Annotated in this window: 17 protein-coding genes; 14 read left to right on the forward strand and 3 right to left on the reverse strand. The window is 47.5% G+C overall.

All coding sequences use genetic code 11. The features are described from left to right. Position 1: 1 nt before the first annotated feature. From rpoC to IC229_RS10095, 5 genes are all read left to right on the forward strand, one after another. The gene (gene rpoC / locus IC229_RS10075) at positions 2-4,351 is read left to right on the forward strand and encodes a DNA-directed RNA polymerase subunit beta' (RefSeq protein ID WP_190886833.1); all 4,350 of its coding nucleotides are present in this window, start codon (positions 2-4) and stop codon (positions 4,349-4,351) included. 87 nt (positions 4,352-4,438) lie between these two features. Next, positions 4,439-4,762 carry a DUF3467 domain-containing protein gene (locus IC229_RS10080; RefSeq protein WP_190886834.1) on the forward strand — a complete coding sequence of 108 codons (324 nt, stop codon included), beginning with the start codon at positions 4,439-4,441 and terminating at the stop codon, positions 4,760-4,762. Between the two features lie 167 nt (positions 4,763-4,929). Next, a complete protein-coding gene (rpsL, locus tag IC229_RS10085; protein WP_190886835.1) occupies positions 4,930-5,352 on the forward strand; it encodes a 30S ribosomal protein S12 in 423 nt (140 codons plus the stop codon). A 132-nt stretch (positions 5,353-5,484) separates the two neighbouring features. After that, a complete protein-coding gene (gene rpsG / locus IC229_RS10090) occupies positions 5,485-5,952 on the forward strand; it encodes a 30S ribosomal protein S7 (RefSeq protein WP_171741632.1) in 468 nt (155 codons plus the stop codon). Between the two features lie 84 nt (positions 5,953-6,036). After that, on the forward strand, positions 6,037-6,921 hold the full coding sequence (locus tag IC229_RS10095; protein WP_190886836.1) for an aldose 1-epimerase family protein: 885 nt from the start codon (positions 6,037-6,039) through the stop codon (positions 6,919-6,921). A 68-nt stretch (positions 6,922-6,989) separates the two neighbouring features. Here IC229_RS10095 and IC229_RS10100 read toward each other — a convergent pair whose 3' ends face one another. Next, positions 6,990-8,558, reverse strand: coding sequence for a hypothetical protein (locus IC229_RS10100; RefSeq protein ID WP_190886837.1), 1,569 nt, complete (start codon positions 8,556-8,558; stop codon positions 6,990-6,992). A 665-nt stretch (positions 8,559-9,223) separates the two neighbouring features. On the opposite strand from IC229_RS10100, the gene IC229_RS10105 reads away from it, so the two are divergent. The 8 genes from IC229_RS10105 (at position 9,224) to IC229_RS10140 (ending at position 16,537) form a co-directional block, all read left to right on the forward strand. Next, positions 9,224-9,889 carry a response regulator transcription factor gene (locus IC229_RS10105; protein WP_190886838.1) on the forward strand — a complete coding sequence of 222 codons (666 nt, stop codon included), beginning with the start codon at positions 9,224-9,226 and terminating at the stop codon, positions 9,887-9,889. Between the two features lie 31 nt (positions 9,890-9,920). Beyond that, positions 9,921-10,955: a dipeptide epimerase gene (locus IC229_RS10110; RefSeq protein WP_190886839.1), complete on the forward strand. Its 1,035-nt coding sequence runs from the start codon at positions 9,921-9,923 to the stop codon at positions 10,953-10,955. Between the two features lie 9 nt (positions 10,956-10,964). Then, positions 10,965-12,053, forward strand: a complete 1,089-nt coding sequence (locus tag IC229_RS10115; protein ID WP_190886840.1) for an aminotransferase class I/II-fold pyridoxal phosphate-dependent enzyme — start codon at positions 10,965-10,967, stop codon at positions 12,051-12,053. A gap of 153 nt (positions 12,054-12,206) precedes the next feature. Continuing rightward, the gene (locus IC229_RS10120) at positions 12,207-13,673 is read left to right on the forward strand and encodes an arginine deiminase family protein (protein WP_190886841.1); all 1,467 of its coding nucleotides are present in this window, start codon (positions 12,207-12,209) and stop codon (positions 13,671-13,673) included. A 163-nt stretch (positions 13,674-13,836) separates the two neighbouring features. Next, positions 13,837-14,766 (forward strand): citrulline utilization hydrolase CtlX, encoded by a 930-nt coding sequence (ctlX, locus tag IC229_RS10125; RefSeq protein ID WP_190886842.1) that lies wholly within the window; start codon positions 13,837-13,839, stop codon positions 14,764-14,766. Positions 14,767-14,925: 159 nt separating this feature from the next. After that, the gene (locus IC229_RS10130; protein ID WP_190886843.1) at positions 14,926-15,393 is read left to right on the forward strand and encodes a MarR family winged helix-turn-helix transcriptional regulator; all 468 of its coding nucleotides are present in this window, start codon (positions 14,926-14,928) and stop codon (positions 15,391-15,393) included. Between the two features lie 45 nt (positions 15,394-15,438). Further along, positions 15,439-15,654, forward strand: coding sequence for a hypothetical protein (locus tag IC229_RS10135; protein WP_190886844.1), 216 nt, complete (start codon positions 15,439-15,441; stop codon positions 15,652-15,654). A 166-nt stretch (positions 15,655-15,820) separates the two neighbouring features. Then, a complete protein-coding gene (locus tag IC229_RS10140; RefSeq protein ID WP_190886845.1) occupies positions 15,821-16,537 on the forward strand; it encodes a head GIN domain-containing protein in 717 nt (238 codons plus the stop codon). A gap of 82 nt (positions 16,538-16,619) precedes the next feature. Here the strand turns inward: IC229_RS10140 and IC229_RS10145 are convergent, their stop codons facing one another. After that, positions 16,620-17,492 carry an outer membrane beta-barrel protein gene (locus IC229_RS10145; protein WP_190886846.1) on the reverse strand — a complete coding sequence of 291 codons (873 nt, stop codon included), beginning with the start codon at positions 17,490-17,492 and terminating at the stop codon, positions 16,620-16,622. 176 nt (positions 17,493-17,668) lie between these two features. On the opposite strand from IC229_RS10145, the gene IC229_RS10150 reads away from it, so the two are divergent. Then, a complete protein-coding gene (locus IC229_RS10150) occupies positions 17,669-18,382 on the forward strand; it encodes an SDR family oxidoreductase (RefSeq protein WP_190886847.1) in 714 nt (237 codons plus the stop codon). 107 nt (positions 18,383-18,489) lie between these two features. On the opposite strand, the gene IC229_RS10155 is transcribed toward IC229_RS10150, so the two are convergent. Next, positions 18,490-20,448: a S8 family peptidase gene (locus tag IC229_RS10155; RefSeq protein WP_190886848.1), complete on the reverse strand. Its 1,959-nt coding sequence runs from the start codon at positions 20,446-20,448 to the stop codon at positions 18,490-18,492. Between the last annotated feature and the right edge of the window lie 112 nt (positions 20,449-20,560).

The following is a 20,560-nucleotide window of genomic DNA, read 5'->3' on the forward strand; positions in this document are numbered from 1 at the left end:
AATGTCGTTCAAAAAGAACAAAAAACTCAATAGCGACTTCCAGAGCGTGACGATCAGCCTGGCATCGCCGGAGTCTATTTTGGAGAGTTCCTACGGCGAAGTGACACAGCCGGAGACTATCAACTACCGGACCTACAAACCCGAAATGGGTGGCTTGTTCTGCGAGCGCATCTTCGGGCCAGTGAAGGACTGGGAGTGTCACTGTGGTAAATACAAGCGTATTCGCTATAAAGGCATTATCTGCGACCGTTGCGGGGTGGAAGTGACCGAGAAAAAGGTTCGCCGGGAGCGTATGGGTCACATCGAACTGGTGGTGCCCGTAGCGCATATCTGGTATTTCCGTAGCCTACCAAACAAAATCGGATACCTGCTTGGCCTTTCTACCAAGAAACTCGATCAGGTTATCTATTACGAACGCTACGTAGTGGTTCAACCCGGTGTGAAAGCCGAAGACGGTATCAACCAGCTTGACTTCCTGACAGAAGACGAGTATCTGGATATTATCGACAAACTGCCAAGCAGCAATCAGCATCTCGACGACAAAGACCCGAACAAATTCATCGCCAAGATGGGGGCCGAAGCGTTGGAAATGCTGCTGTCTCGCCTGGAATTAGACGAACTCTCTTACCAGCTACGTCACGCGGCTGCTACCGATACGTCGCAGCAACGTAAGGCCGAAGCGTTGAAACGGCTGAAAGTCGTAGAAGCGTTCCGGGAGGCAAACGGACGTATTGAAAACCGTCCTGAGTGGATGGTTATCAAGATGGTGCCAGTTATTCCACCCGAACTACGTCCGCTCGTCCCCTTGGATGGTGGCCGATTTGCTACGTCTGACCTGAACGATTTGTATCGCCGGGTTATCATCCGGAACAACCGTCTGAAGCGTCTTATTGAGATCAAAGCGCCGGAAGTAATTCTGCGTAACGAAAAACGGATGCTTCAGGAGGCTGTCGATTCGCTGTTCGACAACTCGCGGAAAGTCAACGCGGTACGTTCGGAAGGTAACCGTGCGCTGAAGTCGTTGTCTGACATGCTGAAAGGGAAACAAGGTCGTTTCCGCCAGAACCTGCTCGGTAAGCGTGTTGACTATTCGGGTCGTTCGGTTATCGTGGTTGGTCCTGAGCTGAAACTGCACGAGTGTGGTTTGCCAAAAGATATGGCGGCTGAGTTATTCAAGCCGTTTGTTATTCGGAAACTCATCGAGCGGGGAATTGTGAAAACGGTGAAATCGGCGAAGAAAATCGTTGACCGGAAAGACCCCGTTATCTGGGATATTCTGGAAAACGTATTGAAAGGTCACCCTGTTCTGTTGAACCGGGCTCCCACGCTGCACCGTCTTGGTATTCAGGCGTTCCAGCCAAAACTGATTGAAGGTAAAGCTATTCAGTTGCACCCACTCGTTTGTACGGCTTTCAACGCTGACTTTGACGGTGACCAGATGGCTGTTCACGTACCACTGGGCCAGGAAGCTGTACTCGAAGCATCTCTGTTGATGCTGGCATCGCACAATATTCTGAACCCAGCTAACGGGGCTCCAATTACTGTACCATCGCAGGACATGGTACTTGGTCTTTATTACGTAACTAAAGGACGTAAGAGCTCGCCTGAGTACCAGGTTTTAGGGGAAGGTATGACGTTCTACGGTGCCGAAGAGGTTATCATCGGTATCAACGAAGGCAAAATTTCCAAACACGCCAACATCAAATGCCGGGTGAAAGTCCGTGATGAAAATGGCGAAATGGGCTATAAAGTAATCGATACGGTTGCTGGTCGGCTGTTGTTCAACCAGGCTGTTCCTGAAGAAGTTGGTTTTATCAACGAACTGCTGACGAAGAAAAAACTGCAACAGATTATTGCGATTATCTTTAAAATTTCGGGTGGTGCTCGGACAGCTCAGTTCCTTGACGAAATCAAAGAACTTGGTTTCCAGATGGCCTTCCGGGGCGGCCTGTCAATCGGTTTGAGCGACGTCATGATCCCTGAAGCCAAACAAGGTTTGGTTGAAGAAGCCAAGGCTGAAGTACAGGGTGTTTGGGATAACTACATGATGGGTCTGATTACGGAGAATGAGCGTTACAATCAGGTTATCGATATCTGGACGCGCGTGAACTCACGTCTGACCGAAACACTGATGAAGCAGCTCGAAGCTGATCAGGGTGGTTTCAACTCCATCTACATGATGATGCACTCGGGAGCCCGTGGTTCGCGTGAGCAGATTCGTCAGTTGGGTGGTATGCGGGGCCTGATGGCTAAGCCGCAGAAAAACCTGCAAGGCTCTGTGGGTGAGATTATTGAAAACCCAATTCTGTCGAACTTTAAAGAAGGCCTTGACGTACTGGAGTACTTCATCTCGACGCACGGTGCCCGGAAAGGTCTGGCTGATACGGCTCTGAAAACGGCTGATGCTGGTTACCTGACCCGCCGTCTGCACGACGTAGCACAGGACGTTATCATCAGCGAAGATGATTGCGGAACGTTACGTGGTCTGCAAGTATCTGCTCTGAAAGACAACGAAGATATCGTTGAACCGCTGTCCGAACGGATTTTGGGACGTACTACGGTTCACGATATTTACGACCCGCTTTCGAAAGAGCTGATTGTGGCATCTGGTGAACTAGTAACAGAAGACGTAGCTGCTCATATTGATGAAACCAGCATTGAAACAGTTGAAATCCGTTCGGTACTGACTTGCGAATCGCGGCAGGGTGTTTGCGCCAAGTGCTACGGTCGTAACCTGGCATCGGGTCGCATGGTCGACATCGGTGAAGCGGTAGGTGTAATTGCCTCGCAATCCATCGGTGAGCCGGGTACACAGTTAACGCTACGTACCTTCCACGTGGGTGGTACGGCATCGAACATCGCGGTCGATGCATCGATCAAAGCGAAATTCGACGGTCTGATTGAATTGGAAGAAATGCGTACGGTTGAGTCGGAAGACGCTGAAGGAAACGCGCAAACGGTCGTTATGGGTCGTTCGGGTGAAGTTCGGATTGTTAATCCTGATGACCGTAGCCAGGTGTTGATCAGCAACAACGTACCATATGGCGCGTTCCTGCGGGTGAAAGAAGGCGATATAGTGAAGAAAGGCGACGATATCTGCGCCTGGGATCCCTATAACGCCGTTATCCTGTCAGAATTGACCGGTACGTTGACGTTCGACGCGATTGAAGATGGTATTACGTACCGGGAAGAGTTCGATGAACAGACGGGCTTCCAGGAGATGGTCATCATCGAAAGCCGTGATAAAGCGAAAAACCCGGCTATCGTTGTTCAGGGCACCACTACGTTGACATTGCACTTGCCTGACAACGACGGTGGTCCATTACAGAAGAGCTACAACCTGCCGGTTGGATCTCGTCTGGTAGTGAAAGCTGGACAATCGATCAAAGCTGGTCAGCCTCTGGCAAAAATTCCACGTAACGTTGGTAAAACTCGTGACATCACGGGTGGTCTGCCGCGCGTAACGGAATTGTTCGAAGCCCGGAACCCATCGAACCCTGCCGTAGTGAGCGAAATTGACGGTGTTGTTACGTATGGTGCCATTAAACGTGGTAACCGCGAAATCTTCATCGAGTCGAAAGACGGCACCAAGAAGAAATATCTTGTACCGCTGTCGAAATTCATCCTCGTTCAGGACAATGACTTCGTACGGGCTGGTGCTCCGCTGTCGGACGGTGCCATTACGCCGAGCGACATCCTGGCCATCAAAGGCCCAACGGCTGTTCAGGAATATCTGGTGAATGAAATTCAGGAAGTATATCGCCTGCAAGGCGTGAAAATCAACGATAAGCACATCGAAGCCATTGTTCGGCAGATGATGCAGAAAGTTGAAATCATCGACTCTGGCGATACCAACTTCCTCGAAGGTCAGGTTGTGGATAAATGGTTGTTCCGTGAGGAAAACGACAAAGTCCTCGACGCCAAGGTAGTGATGGACGCTGGTGACTCGCCAAACTTCAAGCCAGGTATGATTGTCACGAGCCGTCAGCTACGTGATGAAAACTCAAGCCTGAAACGTCGCGATATGGCACTCGTTACCGTACGTGATGCAATGGCTGCCGTTTCGCAACCCACGCTGATGGGTATTACGCAGGCTTCGTTAGGTACCGATAGCTTCATCTCGGCGGCTTCCTTCCAGGAAACCACGAAAGTGTTGAGTGAGGCATCTATTCGTGGTAAGCGCGATACGCTCGAAGGCTTGAAAGAGAACGTAATCGTAGGTCACCTGATTCCGGCCGGTACAGGTATCCGCCGTTATCAGAATACGATTGTTGGTTCGAAAGAAGAGCTTGATACGTTAACCGAATCGCGCGAACAGTTCGCACGTACAAAGAAACGGGCAACGGTATAATCTCCGCTTAGATAAACAGAAACGCCCCAGTTCTTTTTGAATTGGGGCGTTTCTGTTTATACCCTTATTTTTGCAAAAAAATTGTTCATGAACAATCCACAACAACAGAACACCGAAGGAGCTATCGACGTAGAACTCAGCGAAGAAATTGCTGAAGGCGTTTACGCTAATCTGGCCATGATTGCCCATTCAAATAGCGAATTTATCCTGGATTTTATTCGGCTCATGCCAGGCGTGCCAAAAGCAAAGGTAAAAGCACGTATCATTCTAACACCTGAGCATGCCAAACGCCTGTTAGAGGCTCTACGTGAAAATATCGGCCGCTACGAAGAGGCTCACGGTGGCATTAATGACCCCAACGATACGTTCAGATTTCCGGGCGGTTATGGTGGTCCCGTAGGACAGGCATAATCAAAGTTATAGGGTTATAAGGTTGTAGAGTTGCCATTCGGTGCTTTAACTCTACAACCTTATAACCCTATAACTTTACAACTTTATTACCATACAACTTTATAACTTTTTCCGTATCTTTGCACCTCAAAATTCGGGAAGACTGTTTTTTCGTAAACAAATTTAAAATGCCTACTATACAGCAATTAGTACGCAAGGGTCGCGAAAAGCTGGTCGATAAATCAAAATCACCTGCTTTAGATTCTTGCCCACAACGTCGGGGCGTGTGTACACGTGTGTACACGACGACGCCGAAGAAGCCAAATTCGGCGCTTCGGAAAGTAGCCCGGGTTCGTCTGACGAACCAGAAAGAAGTGAACGCCTACATTCCGGGCGAAGGTCACAACCTACAGGAACACTCAATCGTTCTGATTCGTGGTGGCCGGGTGAAAGACCTTCCAGGAGTACGTTACCACATTGTACGGGGTGCGCTCGATACGGCCGGTGTAAATGGTCGTCTGCAAAGCCGCTCAAAATACGGTGCAAAACGTCCGAAACCAGGTCAGGCTCCAGCCGGCAAAGGCGCACCTCAAAAAGGAAAGAAAAAGTAAGTAAATATGTATGATGTAGGAAATATGATGTATCGCCAGCTGCATATATCATACATTCGATATCATATATCAAAATTTTGACTGGACGTTGGAAAGGCTACGTTCAGAGTAAGACCAAAAATCTGAAGAAACATGAGAAAGGCGAAACCGCCCAAGCGTTACGTGTTACCTGACCCGAAATATAAAGAGGTCCTCGTAACCAAATTTGTAAATAACCTGATGTACGAAGGCAAAAAGAGCCTGGCGTACTCCATCTTCTATGACGCACTCGACGTAGTGGCAAAACGCACGAACGAAAGTGGTCTGGATACGTGGAAAAAGGCATTGAATAACGTAATGCCATCAGTTGAAGTAAAAAGCCGTCGCGTCGGTGGAGCTACCTTCCAGGTGCCAACCGAAGTACGGGCAGACCGGAAGGTCGCGGTAGGCATGAAATGGCTTATCCGGTACGCTCGTTCGCGTGGTGAAAAAACCATGGTAGACCGTTTAGCAGCCGAAATCGTTGCCGCATCGAAAGGTGAAGGCGCAGCTGTGAAAAAGAAGGACGATACGCACCGCATGGCTGAAGCCAACAAGGCGTTCTCGCACTTCCGGTTCTAAACCAATTCAATCGACCATAATCCCGGTGGTCGTCAAACAGACAAAAGCCGTCCAACATTGGACGGCTTTTGTTGTTTCACAGCTATGACAACTTTAGAAAACGATTTCATCCGCGTCGCGATTCGCCCGAAAGGAGCTGAGTTAACATCTATCGTTCATAAACCGAGCGGTATTGAGCATTTGTGGCAAGCGGAGCCAACGATATGGGGATGGCATGCTCCAAATCTGTATCCCGTAGTGGGTGGTTGCCTGAACAACGTAGTACTGATTGATGGTAAAACGTATCCGATGGAACGACACGGTTTCGCGCGGCAATCGGTATTCGAGTTTACTGAATCGACAAAAAATCACGCCGTTTTCCTGCTACGTTCCAGTGAAGCCACAAAGACGCATTTTCCATACGAATTTGACTTTCAGATTATATATGAGCTTGACGAGAAACAATTGACTGTTACGTACCGTGTGGTGAATCGGGACGAAAAAACGATCTACTTTTCAGTGGGAGCGCATCCGGCCTTTGCCGTGCCGTTTTCGGCGGAAGAAGCCTACGAAGATTATTTTCTTCAGTTCGAACAGACTGAGCCACTCGAAACCCATATGCTGTCGGCTAATGGTTTCTTCACAGGTGAGGTAAAGCAAGTGCCTACGGAACGTAGTGATACGTCAGGAAATCGTTTGCGATTAACGAAACATTTGTTTGATCAGGATGCGCTGGTTTTCAAGAACATAAATTCACGTAGCGTAGTGATACGTAGCACTAAACATAATCACTCCGTAGCGGTACGTTTCCCTGAATTCCCCAATCTGGGTTTGTGGGCTAAGCCGGGTGCGCCGTTTGTCTGCATAGAACCCTGGCTTGGTTGTGCTGATAGTGAGGGGGATTTGAAACCAATTGAGCAGAAAGAAGCCATTCAACACGTAGCAACTGGTAAGGTTTTCGAGGCTTCTTTTTCGATTGTGCTAACGTAACGATCACAAAACAATAGGTCGCCTGAATTCCAGGTTCGGGCGACCTATTGATACGCATTGTTGCTACGTTATTGCGTTTCCTCCAGAGGAGAAAAGTCTTTAAATGTTCGCTTGATGGCTTTGTCCGTCGCTTCTTTTTTGCTTTGCCAGTTCGCATCCAATTCCAGCGCAACCAGTCCGCTCAGGCTCATTACGTTTCGGAAATCATCTAATTTTTTGATGAACTCGTTGCTACGTCGAGTGGCTTTCAACGCGAACTCGCGGGAAAATACGTCGCCTTTGTTTTGCAATTCACTTTTCTTGCCCAGTACGTAGTTGTAACGGTCGAGCAAATCTTTCATCGACTTTCCGATGACCTCAGTCGCTTCCAGCGTACCCATTGTGAGCACCGCTGTGCCGCCCACTGCCGAAATAATACGTTGCGAACTTTGATTGTTAGACGTTAGAGCAGGCGAAACGCCCGTAACGGCCCCCAGCGACGCATTAGCTACTGATCGATTCCGCTTACCACCTTTTGCTCGTTTGTAATCGTGTTTAAGCTGTTCTTCCTTATCAGCTAGTTGTTCGACAAGCCCCCATGCCTGCACTAACGCCTGTCGATACTGAGCATAATAGTAGCGGTCCTTCTCGGCTTCATTCACCGTATTTAAAACAGTAAACGTAATACGTCGTTCTTCCCGATTCTGAGCCTTATCAAGTACGTAAAAAGTAACTTCGACATTCAGGGAATCATAAGGATCTTTTACAAAATCGTAGTTCGGCTGCCAGATGAATTCGTACTGATTGTTCGTGTTTTTTACCAGCGAACTCTTTGGAATTTGCTGATTATCGGCCAGAAAATTAAACGTTGCTACATCGTCTTCGCCGTTTGGGTCCCAGAGGTAAAACTTTAGATTAACCGTTGCATTTTCACGCAGCTTATAATGCGTCGCTTTCGGAATTACGGCAATATCAGGTGGTAAATCCATCTGGGTAGCTTCCACTTTCAGACGCCCCTTGGTGCGCGTTTTAGCGGGCTGGTCTTCAACCCAGAATTCGATGTATTGTGGATTCTGTTTAAGCCGGTTAAACTGATTCAGCGATAAATTCCAGGTTAATTCGCCCTGCGACGAAAGCTTGCTGCCTTCAGGCATTTGGTCGGTAATCGGAATAAATACAAGCGGATCGCCGTCTTCGTCACGTACCGTTTGTGCATCAAGCTTATATACGTTCTGCGTACGGTAGCTTACGTAAAAGGGACGTAATTCACCAATAATGGGTGGTCGATTAACATGTAGTACTTTCAGGTCAGCGGTTCTGGTCGATGTCTGCCCCTGTTGATTTCGAACCTCGAACGTAACGGGATATATTTTGGTCGTCTGGATACGGTCAGCCGAATCGAAATCCGGCGTCCACGAAAAATGACCCAGCGAATCGAGCTGCATACCTTCTTCGGCTTCTGCACCGAATGAAAACCGAAGCGTATCGCTGGCAGAGGCAACAGCTTTCAGGTCGAACCGAACGGTACTTCCTTCGGATACTACGTTCCAGTTAGATTGAGAGGGGAGAACTAGTTGAAGTTTAGAGTCCTGCGCATAGGTAACCGTACATGAAAGCAATACGAACACCCATGCTATTATACCGGCAGTTCGGTTCATAATAAAGCTGGAAGGTGGTTTAACTTACAAAACGTAAAAATAAGACGAAGATTTCGTCCAGACAGATTTAGAATGTAGTTATACTATTTTTCTTAGCTACCGACCTGATTTTATTAGTAATAATTATATTTTTCAAAGAAAAAGTAATAAGTGTCGGTAATGACGTAAACCAATAGTAGACGTATAGTTTTGGCAGATGTATTCCGGGATTTTTAACGAAGTGCTAACAGTAACGTCGTGATGAAGATATGTAGAAGATAAAAAATCAGCCAGTAGTTTGCTACTGGCTGACTGAGAAGGTATGAAGGCCTGATGTGGTGAAGGATTCCCTCTGATTGACAGAGGCAAATCTACCAGACAAGTAGGCCTGTAAAAAGGGGATTAAACATGATTTTTAAACGGGGATTTTCCCCTTTTCAATTTGCGTTTTTGATTGTATAAGACGATGCTGATGTGAGCTGATTAGCGAAGGCTTGTAGTAATTAGTAACTGAAACTTCCAATTTACAGGTTAATGACGCAAACTCTTTGAGTAGGAGCAACATATATTGAAATTAAGTTGCCTGTCCGTTATGAATAACAACAAAATATTTTCATTCATATTAGCAAAACGGGGCTTAAGCCACTAACTTTCTGACTCTACAAATAAATCAGCCCAGCCTATCAATGTCCACAACCATTGCCGTCGTTGACGACCATCGTTTGGTGGCTCAAGCTTTCTCTGGATTAATCCAAACATTTAATGACTATGACGTATTGTTTGTCGCTGGGAACGGGCGCGAAGTAATCACATACCTGGAGCAGAAGCAGATTCCTGACATTATTTTGCTGGATTTGCATATGCCCGAAATGGATGGGTTTGAAACCGCTCTATACTTGCAGGAGCACTATCCTGATGTGAAAATAATTGTACTCTCCATGTTCGACAGAGAAGAGGATATCACGAGGATGTTGCGTCTGGGTGTACGAAGCTATTTATTGAAAGCGTGTCTACCTTCCGAATTACGGCTGGCTTTAGACGATGTGTGCACAAAAGGGCATCACTACTCTGAACTTCTGGCGAAAAAACTGTTTCAAAATTTTACCGCAGGCAAATCAAAACCTAATGGGGCCATTGCTCAAGTGAATGACCGCGAACTGAAGTTCCTGAAGCTGGCCAGCAGCGATTTAACCTACGCCGAAATTGCAGACATTATGTGCGTAGCACTCCGAACAGTGGATGGATATCGTGAATCACTCTTTCAAAAACTGAATGTTAAAAGCCGCACGGGTATGGTACTTGAAGCGTTACGTCTGGGTTTAACCGACTTACGCGACTTAGGAAGGCGGTAACAACTGTTATCTTTGCCAAAATTTCAGGCAGATGCAGTTACTTTTTCACCCGGTTGATTTACGGTTGAGGCATACGTTTACCATTGCCCACGACAGTCGCGATGTGCAGCCAACGCTACTGGTAGAACTTCGCGATGAGGAATACAGCGGCTTTGGCGAAGCCACCGCTACCAAGTATTATGGATTTACTGTTGAGGGAATGATAGCCGCCCTCGAAGCCATTCGGGAACGTATCGAATCCCATTCCTTAACCAAACCGGAGCAGTTTTGGGCCGAGATGCAACCCTATCTGTCACAGAACCCGTTTGCTCTCTGCGCGCTCGATCAGGCAGCCTGGGATTTGTGGGCTAAACGGCGGCAGAAACCCCTCTATCAACTTTGGAATCTCGACCCGGCAACGAGCCCGATAACCGACTACACCATTGGCCTGGATACGCCGGAAAAAATGGTGGCTAAAATGCAGGAGCGACCGTGGCCTTTGTATAAAATTAAACTGGGCCGTCCTGACGGAGATATCGCCCTGGTACAAACATTACGAAAACACACGGATGCCTTGTTTCGGGTGGATGCTAATTGCGGCTGGACGGCGGAGGAGGCCATAGCGAAATCGAAAATCCTGAAAACGCTCAATGTAGAATTTATCGAACAACCGCTACCTGCCGATGATTGGAAAGGCGCAAAATCCGTATTTGAGCAAAGCGCGTTACCTATTATTGCCGACGAGAGCTGTATTGTGGAAAGCGATGTAGACCGATGCGCGGGCTATTTCCACGGCGTAAATATTAAACTGACCAAATGTGGCGGTTTAACCCCTGCCCGGCGAATGATTGCCCGTGCCCGCGCGCTGAATCTGAGCGTAATGGTGGGCTGTATGACTGAGTCGAGCGTAGGAATTTCTGCTATATCGCAGCTACTGCCTTTGCTGGATTACGCTGATTTAGACGGCGCTATGCTAATCGCCAATGACCCGGCTACCGGCGTTACGTTCGAAAATGGCAACGTAGTGTATGCCCAGGAAAACGGAACGGGGGTCCGATTGACTGAAATACTACAAACCCAAAACTGAGGTATTCCATTGAACGAAATTTTTGAAATAAATCACCTGCCGAATCGAGTTATCGAACATAACGGGCAGGAATATCTTTTTTTCAGTGGAACAGCTTATTTAGGGTTGCCACAAAACCCCGCCTTTCAGCAAATTACGCGAGATGCTTTAGGTCGATATGGTACTGTTTTCGGCAGTTCGCGCAACGGAAACCTACGACTAACTATTTACGAAGTTGCTGAGAGTAAGCTTGCTGCGTGGGTGATGGGCAACGTACCGAATGCTACGTCCCTGACGCTTTCATCGGGTATGATGGCCGGGCAGGTAATTGTCAACTGGCTGCGTGGACAAGCTACTACGTTCATGTATGCGCCAAAATCCCACCCGGCTCTCTGGTACGATCCCAACGTAACGCTTCCGTCATTATCCTTCCCGGAATGGGTGAATCAATTGCCTGATCAACTGCGAAATACCTCCTCAGGACACGTAGCAATTCTGGTTAATTCACTCGATGCAGTAGCCTCGGCTTACTATAATTTTGATTGGGTACGTTCACTCCCTGAGGATCGCCCAATAACCCTCATTGTCGATGATTCGCATGGGCTGGGTGTGTTGAACGAAGGACGGGGAATCTGGCCGGAAATCAGGCAGAAACTGGATGCCGTGGGAAGTTCAGTACGTTTGCTGATAACGGCTTCGCTGGCCAAAGCGATGGGCTTACCGGGAGGAGTGGTTTTCGGCGATTCTGCTACGTTGCAATCACTACGTCAGACCGCATTTTTCGGAGCCTGTTCGCCCATGCCTCCCGCTTATTTAGAGGCTTACTGCCACGCTGATACGTTATATACAGAAGGCTACAAACGGCTGATGCAGAATATTTTACTGGCCGAAAAGTTGCTGCTTCCTTCAGGTATATTTCAACACTCGGAAGGCTATCCAGTTTTTTTTACTGAGCGCGATGATTTATACCAGAAGCTGCTCAATCACCAGATTCTAATCTATTCGTTTGCCTATCCCACAGCCGCTGATCGGGCCAATACACGTATCGTAATAAGCGCGTTTCATACGTCAGAAGACATTAAGCGGCTGGCTGATTTTGTCAATACGTATTGTTCGTAAACGTATTCAATTGCTCTAACTACCTTGTTGCCAATACGTACTGGTGATTTCTTTATCTATTCGCAAACCTGTACATTGCAGACCGCGATTTGCCCGAATTAACGTAGCATTCCTGGGACGCTTAACGTAGAACTAGCTTTTGTGAAGTAGCCAATGTCTGAAAACAGTCAAACGTCGACAAAGCCTTTTGGTATTCAGGTTTCCTCCGAAATCGGTACGCTTCGGAAACTCCTGATTCATAGCCCCGACCGTGGATTAGGAAAAGTTGTACCCTCGAAAGCGCAGGACTGGCTGTTTGAAGATATTGTGCATCTGGACATGATGCGCCGGGATGAGTACGATTACTACGTTAAGCTTCTGTTATATTTTCTGGACCCCGATAAGATCCGGGGAAAAATTAATTCACTTAGTCCCGGTTCGGATAGAGCGTTTTTTAAGCCTGATAATCCTGAGTATTTCCGGTCAGATAACGTATTGGATATTCAATCGCTGCTGGCTGATATTCTGGCCGATGAGTCGATACGTATCCGTCTGATTGCAGCCATTTGCGGCATCGAGCGTACTTCGTTTCAGACGCAGCAGCAGCTAAACCAGTACGACCCGGCCGAATTGGCTAAAATCATGATATCGGGTTCGTTACCTGATTTGACGATGCTTTTCGCGCCCCTGCCTAACTTTATCTTCACTCGCGATATTGGTATTATCATTAACGATCACATTCTGCTCAATAAACCGGCGAAATCAGCGCGTACACGCGAGGCTCTTTTGACGCAATATATTTTTTTCAATCATCCGCTTTTCGCTGATTATCAGAATAGAATCATTGAAATTCCTGATAACGAACATGCCTTTCTGCTCTCCGATACCGACATCAATCGCGACGTAACACGCTCGACGCTGGAAGGGGGCGACGTGATGATGATTGCCAAACGTCATCTGCTTATCGGCGTTAGTGAACGTACTACGTTGTATGCAGCTCAGCAGGTGATGCGTATTGTATTCAGTAAAAATCTGGTCGATACGGTTACTATTATCAAGATTCCGAAAAAGCGGGATTACATGCACATCGACACCATTTTTACACAGGTGAAACGGAACGTATGGGTCTTGTTGGGAACGTTGGCCCGCACCGGCGACGAAGCCAAAAAACGCGACGTAATCCATTTCTTTGCGCCAACCGACGTATCGGAAGACCTCAAAATTCTGCAATTCATTAAAGGGCTGGAACACAAACCCATCGAAATCGAAAACCTCGAAGATCTGCTGACCGACATCAGCAAGAATGACCTTGGTGCTACCGAACCCGTTCAGTTTATTTATTCGGGAAATAATGAATTCCCGTTCGGTGCCCGCGAACAATGGACAGATTCGTGTAATCTGCTGGCTCTGAAAGATGGCGTTGTTATCGGTTATGACCGAAATGATAAAACTGCTGATGCATTTCAGTCCGCTGGATTTGAGGTGATTGGAGCCGCTAAACTGCTCGACCGTTTTGAAAGGGGAGAATCATCGCCCGAAACCATCGAAAATACGTTCATCATGCTTCCTTCGGCCGAATTGAGCCGGGCGCGGGGTGGTTCGCATTGCATGAGTTTGCCGCTCTGGCGCGAGGATGTGTAGTAAATAGTTTGATAACTTTCGGGAAGCTGTAGTTAGCTAGTACGTTCCCCGTCACCTGAAAAGCATTGAACAAATAGCCGGATTGTATTAACTTGCTCCCAGAAAATAGTACGTTATTAAGGCAAACTGACGAACGTACTGACTTACAAACGGATATCAGTACATGCAATCACAGGCTACTTCCCGTATTTTAATGATTCGTCCGGTTCGATTCGGTTTTAACGACCAAACAGCCGAATCGAACGCATTTCAGGATATTAAACTGGCTGCGCAAACGAAGGATGTCGCCCAGGAGGACGCCCTGCGTGAGTTCGATGAAATGACGCGTAACCTACAGGCACTGGGAGTCGACGTTATGGTGTATGAAGATACCGTAGACCCTTATACGCCCGATTCGATTTTTCCGAATAACTGGGTTTCGTTTCACGCCAGCGGAACGGTCGTACTTTATCCGATGCAGGCCGAAAACCGCCGGCTCGAACGTCGACAGGATATTATTGATGACTTGAGCAAACGATTCCACGTTGCCAGAATTATCGACCTGACGCATTTTGAGCAGGAGGGTAAATTTCTGGAAGGAACGGGCAGCCTGGTTCTTGATCGAATGAACCGCGTGGCATTTGCCAGCCTGTCGCCCCGAACGCATCCTGACGTACTGGCTGAGTTTGGCCGTCAGACGGGCTACCGAACCGTATCATTTACGTCTGCTGATGCCAACGGACAGGCCATCTATCACACCAACGTATTGATGTGCATTGCCGATACGTTTGCGGTGGTGTGTCTTTCAGCCATTACTGATCCCGATGAGCGACTGATGATACGTCAGGAACTGGAAAGTCTGGGCAAGCGAGTTATTGATATTTCGCTGGAACAAATGACTAATTTCGCCGGTAATATGCTGATGATCAAGACTCGGAAAGGGCAGAAGTTGCTGGTGATGTCGGATCGCGCATTCGAATCCCTAACGCCTAAACAAATCGATTTACTGGATGATTACACTACGTTAATCCATTTCGATCTGTCGATGATTGAGGGCAACGGTGGAGGTTCTGCCCGTTGCATGTTAGCCGAAGTTCACTTACCGAGGAAATAGCACAGAGCATGGGACGTAGGAGAAAGGGCATGAGGTTGGGAGTAGTTTCTGACCCATTCCCTTTCCTCTACGCCCAAAGCCCTCTACATTTTTTAAATTTTTGTTTGCACATACAAATATCATTCTTACCTTTGTTGCCGAAGTACGAGAGGAAACGTAATGGATAACGTAACAACGAGTACAATTACTGAGGTCAAAACCTCAAAATCGCGTTACAGTGCTTGCCTGCTTTTCTCAGCCAACGCACTATCAAGAGCCATCACCGCGATTGGCGACGAGGAATTTGGACGGTTTGGATTATGCTATTCACATGCATACATGCTATGTGAAGTGGTAGAGCAACCTGGTATAACGCCCTCAGAATTAAGTGGAACACTTTGTCTGACCCCGTCGACTATAACACGTTTGGTCGAAAAACTCGAGCAGAAACGCCTTGTTCGTCGGGAGTCGGAAGGGAAGAAAACCCTGATTTATCCAACGGCTGAAGGAGAAGCAATTCAGCCAGAAATTGCCCAGGCATGGGATCGGGTAGGAGCAAGGTATTCGCAGGTGCTTGGCGAAACGTCTGTTTGTCAGTTAACGAAGCAGGTTTTCAGCGCAGCTAAAGCATTGGGCGGAGGTATTTAAAAATTTTCACAAGAATTTGTTTGCACATACAACAAACCAATAGCCATGAAAACGAAAGAGGAAACAGTAGGATTAGTAGCTGGCAAAGCCACGAACGCAACGAAAGATATCTGCCGCTTACTGGCTAAAGAGGGCATCTCGGCTATTGTTGTGCAGAAAGATGAACATCCAGTTACTGTCGAAGAAACAGTTATCGAACAGCAATGGTCGGGTCAACCGGGCAAAGATTTGTTCTTCAATGGCTGGAAACTGCTTTTTTAACGTAGCGCGGCTTGAAGGGACGTAGTAATCTATTCAACTATTGGTAGTCGATAAGTGCCCATTTCGGGCACTTTTTATTTTCACTACGTTCATCTGTTTAGGCAACGTTTTTCAGAGAATATGCATCATTGCCTATATTGATTCCTATTAATGATCGCCTTACATTATGAAAATCAGCATCCTTACCTTCGCACTTGCCTTAATTGGATTTCAGATTGCTTCTGCCCAGGATGAGATTGTGGGCAATGGCGAGATTGTAAAACAACAGCGAACCATCAGCTCGTTTACCAAACTGAACGTACGAATCGGTACACGGGTACGTATCGTTTCGGGTGATGCTACAAAAGCAGAATTGGAAGGCGAAAGCAACATTCTCGAACACGTAATAACCGATGTAAAAAACGGCGAACTGACCGTAATGCTGAACAATCACAAGCGCTTTAAGCAAACGAAAGGCGTAACAGTTACCATACACGTAGCAAAATTAGATCGGGCGATGGTCAGCACAGGCAGCTCAATTCAATCAGAACTGCCGATTCAGGCCGATCAACTGACACTTGTCGTGGAAACAGGAAGCCGAATGACAGCTACAGTTTCGGCCAAAACGCTGGACTTAACTGTGCGGGATGGCTCACGGGCCACTTTACAGGGTAACGTAGCAGAAGCCGATATCAACCTATCAGGTGCAGGCAATCTGAATGCAGAGAAGTTGACCGTTGCTCGTTCAGAAGTGAAATTGGACGGCGCCAGCCATGCTGATATTCACGTAACGGAATCTCTAGCTGCCTCTGCTGATGGGGTTAGTACGCTGACTTATAGCGGTAATCCAACCGTCAAATCGCAGGAAGTATCGGGCTTGTCAAAAATCAGGAAACGCGGGTAACAGCTTTTCTATCAATACAAAAATGGCGACGCCCAACGGTCGTCGCCATTCCAAAAACCCACTCTATGAGAAAGATTTTTTATTATCGGCCGCCCAGTGGAAAAATGTAACCAACGGCTGCCTGAGCAAATATTGTTTTTGAGTCTGTATCAAAGCCATCATCCGTATCGCCCAAACTGTACAGACCACGAACTTCAACGGTAAAATGTCCAGGGCCCGCTTGTATAGCAGCTCCAAGGCCCGCAGCCGCCCCAAATCTAATACGTCCGCTTGCTCCTTCCAGCGAAAATTTTTTGCCGTCAATACTCGCACTGGTATTATAAGCGCCATATGGGCCAATATTCACAAAGAAGCGATTCCCATCATACGTGCCCGATGCAATTTTTAGAAACAAGGGGACTTCAATAAAGTCGGAAGCCTGAGTGATAGTACCGATAGTTGATATACGTCCCTTAGCAGTGTATCGAGTATAGTTGACTTCAGGCTGGAAGGACAGCGTACCTGCACCAAAATTGAACGTAACCCCCCCTGTAAAGCCGATACCTGATTCAACACCTGGCTGACTTTCCAAAAAAATCGGATACGTAACACCGCCACGTAGCCCAATCCGAATACCTGACGAACTACCAGACGTATTAACCGGCATATTACCAGAGGTATTACCAGACATACTGCCTGACGTATTACCAGAGGTACTGCCCGATGCTGTTGGCGCAGACTGCGTAATCGGAGTAGGCCGACTGGTAGCGGGAGTTGACGTTGTGGGTGTATTCGTTGGAGCTGTTGACGGCGTCGACGATTTTTTTGTAACGCCGTGATACTGATCGTAGAGTTCCTGCTGCCGGTTGGTAGATTGGGTACTGGTACCGGCGGGCTTTGCTGGCGAACCCGTTTGGGCAAACGAGACACCGACCTGGCAGACGGTCAAAACCAGTACGGAAAACAATAGTTTCATAATGATACCTTACGAATAGGGTGCTACAAGATTAGTCGCTAATTACTAAAATTCCGGGACATTCTGAGCGAACGGTCGGTAGGTTGAGCGTACGGTTAATTTCCAAAAACATTTTGCAGGGGTTGGCAGTAAGTACATAGATAACATGACTACTGTAATGTGGTCAATCGATTTTTATGAAAACGGAACACCAGCGCACAGCACTTATCACAGGAGCTAATAAAGGAATTGGTAAAGAAATTGCCCGACAACTGGCCCAGCAGGGGTTTGCCGTATTTATCGGTGCCCGCGATATGGCCAAGGGTAGAGAAACAGCCGAAGAATTTTGTCAGCAGGGCTACGAAGCTACGTTTATTCAACTTGATGTAACTGACCCGGTTAGTATTCGAACGGCTTGTGGTACGTTCTCACAGAAAGCTGATCACCTGGACGTATTAATTAACAATGCAGGCATATTAGAAGACCACGGCGAAACTATTCTTCGACTGAATGTCGAAATGCTCGAACGGACACTGAAATCCAACGTAATGGGGCCGATTCTGGTTACACAGGATTTTGCGGATTTCCTAGCCAAAAGTCCTTCGGGTGGACGGGTTATTAATGTATCGAGTGGAGCTGGTGCACTAAACGATATGACTACGTATGCGCCTGCTTATAGTATCTCAAAAACGGCCCTGAATGCTGTAACCAGACAATTCGCCGGTGCCTTTAAAGCGCAGAATATTGTCGTTAACTGCGTTGACCCAGGCTGGGTGCGTACTGATATGGGAGGTCCTGGCGCTAATCGCACCGTAGAAAAAGGGGCTGAAACCATCGTCTGGCTAGCCACCGAAGCACCCAATCACGAAACCGGAAAATTCTGGCACGACAAACAGGAAGTTGACTGGTAGTCTGAACCGGGATTGAGCTGATTTAGGGATTTTCTGGATTTTGTTTTGATTAAATCAATACGCTTCGAAGAAGCGAACAACAAAATCCAGAAAATCCCTAAATCAGCTCAATCCCGGTTCAGACATTGTTTCACCGCTTCATACGCATTGACAATGCCGCCCGAACGGCTCAACTCGCGAAAGTTTACTTTCTGCCCCGAACGTCCTGGTTTACGCACTTGTAAATCAGGACGGTAGGCACTCCTCACAAGAATATCTTTTACCTGAACCGCCGTTAATTTCGGAAAATAAGAACGTAGCAAAGCCGCTACGCCAGCCGTCATGGGTGAAGACATGCTAGTGCCCGATAAGCTTGCGTAGTGATTTCGGGGCAACGTCGATAAAACCTCCGTACCCGGTGCAAAAAGATCGACCATCTGGAGGCCGTAGTTCGATGACCGGCTGGGTAACGTTTCGGTCAGTCGCCACGTATTGTTTCCTACAACCAGTACGTTCGACGCCAGTTTTCCATTTTCATATCGGGCCGATGGGAATGATGCGACAGAATCTATGTTCTCACCGTTGTTGCCCGATGAGTGAACAATCAATACGTCGTGTTCTTCAGCATAACGGATAGCCGCATCGACCTGCTCCTTAAAGGGCGATAACCGTTTCCCGAAACTCATATTGATAACTTTTGCTCCGTTATCGACGGCGTACCGAATGCCATTCGCTACGTCTTTATCGCGCTCGTCACCATTAGAAGGCACCACCGATATGGGCATAATTCGCACATTATCAGCCACGCCGTCAATTCCCCGTCCGTTATTGCGTCTGGCAGCTATAATACCAGCTACATGACTTCCGTGCATAGCCAACTGCTCTGAATTGCCCAGTAACATACGTGGACTGCCATAGTAGCGTTCGTTGGGATTGGCTGGGTCATCGCCTACAGCTTTGCGGGGGGTGTAATAAGGATTGTAAGCAATATCAGCTTCGCTGCCCATTATCTGCCGGAACCGGCTCCAGTTACGCCGAATCAACGTAACATACCGTCGAAACGGGCCATAATCGGGCCTGTATGCATCTGCCAATATGGCCTGAGCAGCAGCAGCTACAGAGTCAGGAGCTAATTGAATCGCCAGGATCGCCCCCTGCGACGTAACACTATCTGGCAACTGCGCCTGAATCTGACTGGCCACCTGCCAGAATTTTACGGTATCAGACAGCGCTACGTGTTTGGGCCAGTCAGCTTTGAAATGCTGCAAAAACTGTTTTTTTGCTTGCTGATACGTATCGTATTGACGTTTCTCTATGGCATTCAGTTTTTCCGGATTAGCGTTGTCGTATTTACCTTTAAAGAGTAGATACGTCTGCGTAATCTCGGGATGGTCATATTCATACGTAGTACCATCTTTGGCACCCATAAAATTCCAGCCGTGAAGATCGTCGGTGTAGCCGTTTTTATCGTCGTCGATATCGTTATTGGGTTTCTCTTTAGGATTTGTCCAGATCACGTCGCGCAAATCTTCGTGTGTCAAATCAACGCCCGAATCCAATACACCCACCACTACTGGCACCGACGATTTGCCTTTTAACAGATCGTAAGCACGATACAGACTAATGCCGGCTACCGAATCGGTCTGTGGGTCGAGATGAGGCCAGTTTCGGGGAGGCTGATTGGGATTAATCCGAATGCGGGTAAAGGTTGCCTGAACAGCCAGTGCCTTGCTACGTTCCGGGCAATCGTCGCGGATGGATTGTACAGTAAATAGCTCCCCGCTATTTCGGTAAGTTATGCGTAGAAGAGCCATTACGTTGGTGCCACAGGGACTTTGCCCGGTAATTTTCTGAAGGTATAACGTATCACCGACCTGATGATACGTCATCGTTTCAAGCGCTACGTTACTGGACTCGTTGGTTACCAGCAACGTATCATTACGGAAGGCTAGCCGAATCCGGCCATCACTCGATGTGCCACGAATACCTTGCCAGCGCGTACCCCGAAGAGGTAATTGCGCCTGCGCCAGCTGGCCCCACAAGAGAATAGGCAGAATAATCAGCCAACGACTTTGGGGTAAACTCATTAGAAAGTTGATGAACATTTTATCGAAACTACTACTTTTTAGCGGGCATCGCTAATTAGTTATTATAACGACTGTAACTGGTAACTAAATGATGCATGTATACCAAAATAAA

This window comes from Spirosoma profusum (assembly GCF_014699005.1).
Lineage (GTDB): Bacteria > Bacteroidota > Bacteroidia > Cytophagales > Spirosomataceae > Spirosoma > Spirosoma profusum.

Bases quoted from the DNA above. Each gene is read 5' to 3' on its own strand.
- IC229_RS10150 (WP_190886847.1), top strand. From the start codon at position 17,669: ATGAAAACGGAACACCAGCGCACAGCACTTATCACAGGAGCTAATAAA.
- IC229_RS10145 (WP_190886846.1), bottom strand. From the start codon at position 17,492: ATGAAACTATTGTTTTCCGTACTGGTTTTGACCGTCTGCCAGGTCGGT.
- rpoC (WP_190886833.1), top strand. From the start codon at position 2: ATGTCGTTCAAAAAGAACAAAAAACTCAATAGCGACTTCCAGAGCGTG.
- rpsG (WP_171741632.1), top strand. From the start codon at position 5,485: ATGAGAAAGGCGAAACCGCCCAAGCGTTACGTGTTACCTGACCCGAAA.
- IC229_RS10120 (WP_190886841.1), top strand. From the start codon at position 12,207: ATGTCTGAAAACAGTCAAACGTCGACAAAGCCTTTTGGTATTCAGGTT.
- IC229_RS10105 (WP_190886838.1), top strand. From the start codon at position 9,224: ATGTCCACAACCATTGCCGTCGTTGACGACCATCGTTTGGTGGCTCAA.
- IC229_RS10095 (WP_190886836.1), top strand. From the start codon at position 6,037: ATGACAACTTTAGAAAACGATTTCATCCGCGTCGCGATTCGCCCGAAA.
- IC229_RS10110 (WP_190886839.1), top strand. From the start codon at position 9,921: ATGCAGTTACTTTTTCACCCGGTTGATTTACGGTTGAGGCATACGTTT.
- IC229_RS10130 (WP_190886843.1), top strand. From the start codon at position 14,926: ATGGATAACGTAACAACGAGTACAATTACTGAGGTCAAAACCTCAAAA.
- IC229_RS10155 (WP_190886848.1), bottom strand. From the start codon at position 20,448: ATGAGTTTACCCCAAAGTCGTTGGCTGATTATTCTGCCTATTCTCTTG.
- rpsL (WP_190886835.1), top strand. From the start codon at position 4,930: ATGCCTACTATACAGCAATTAGTACGCAAGGGTCGCGAAAAGCTGGTC.
- IC229_RS10100 (WP_190886837.1), bottom strand. From the start codon at position 8,558: ATGAACCGAACTGCCGGTATAATAGCATGGGTGTTCGTATTGCTTTCA.
- IC229_RS10140 (WP_190886845.1), top strand. From the start codon at position 15,821: ATGAAAATCAGCATCCTTACCTTCGCACTTGCCTTAATTGGATTTCAG.
- IC229_RS10135 (WP_190886844.1), top strand. From the start codon at position 15,439: ATGAAAACGAAAGAGGAAACAGTAGGATTAGTAGCTGGCAAAGCCACG.
- ctlX (WP_190886842.1), top strand. From the start codon at position 13,837: ATGCAATCACAGGCTACTTCCCGTATTTTAATGATTCGTCCGGTTCGA.
- IC229_RS10080 (WP_190886834.1), top strand. From the start codon at position 4,439: ATGAACAATCCACAACAACAGAACACCGAAGGAGCTATCGACGTAGAA.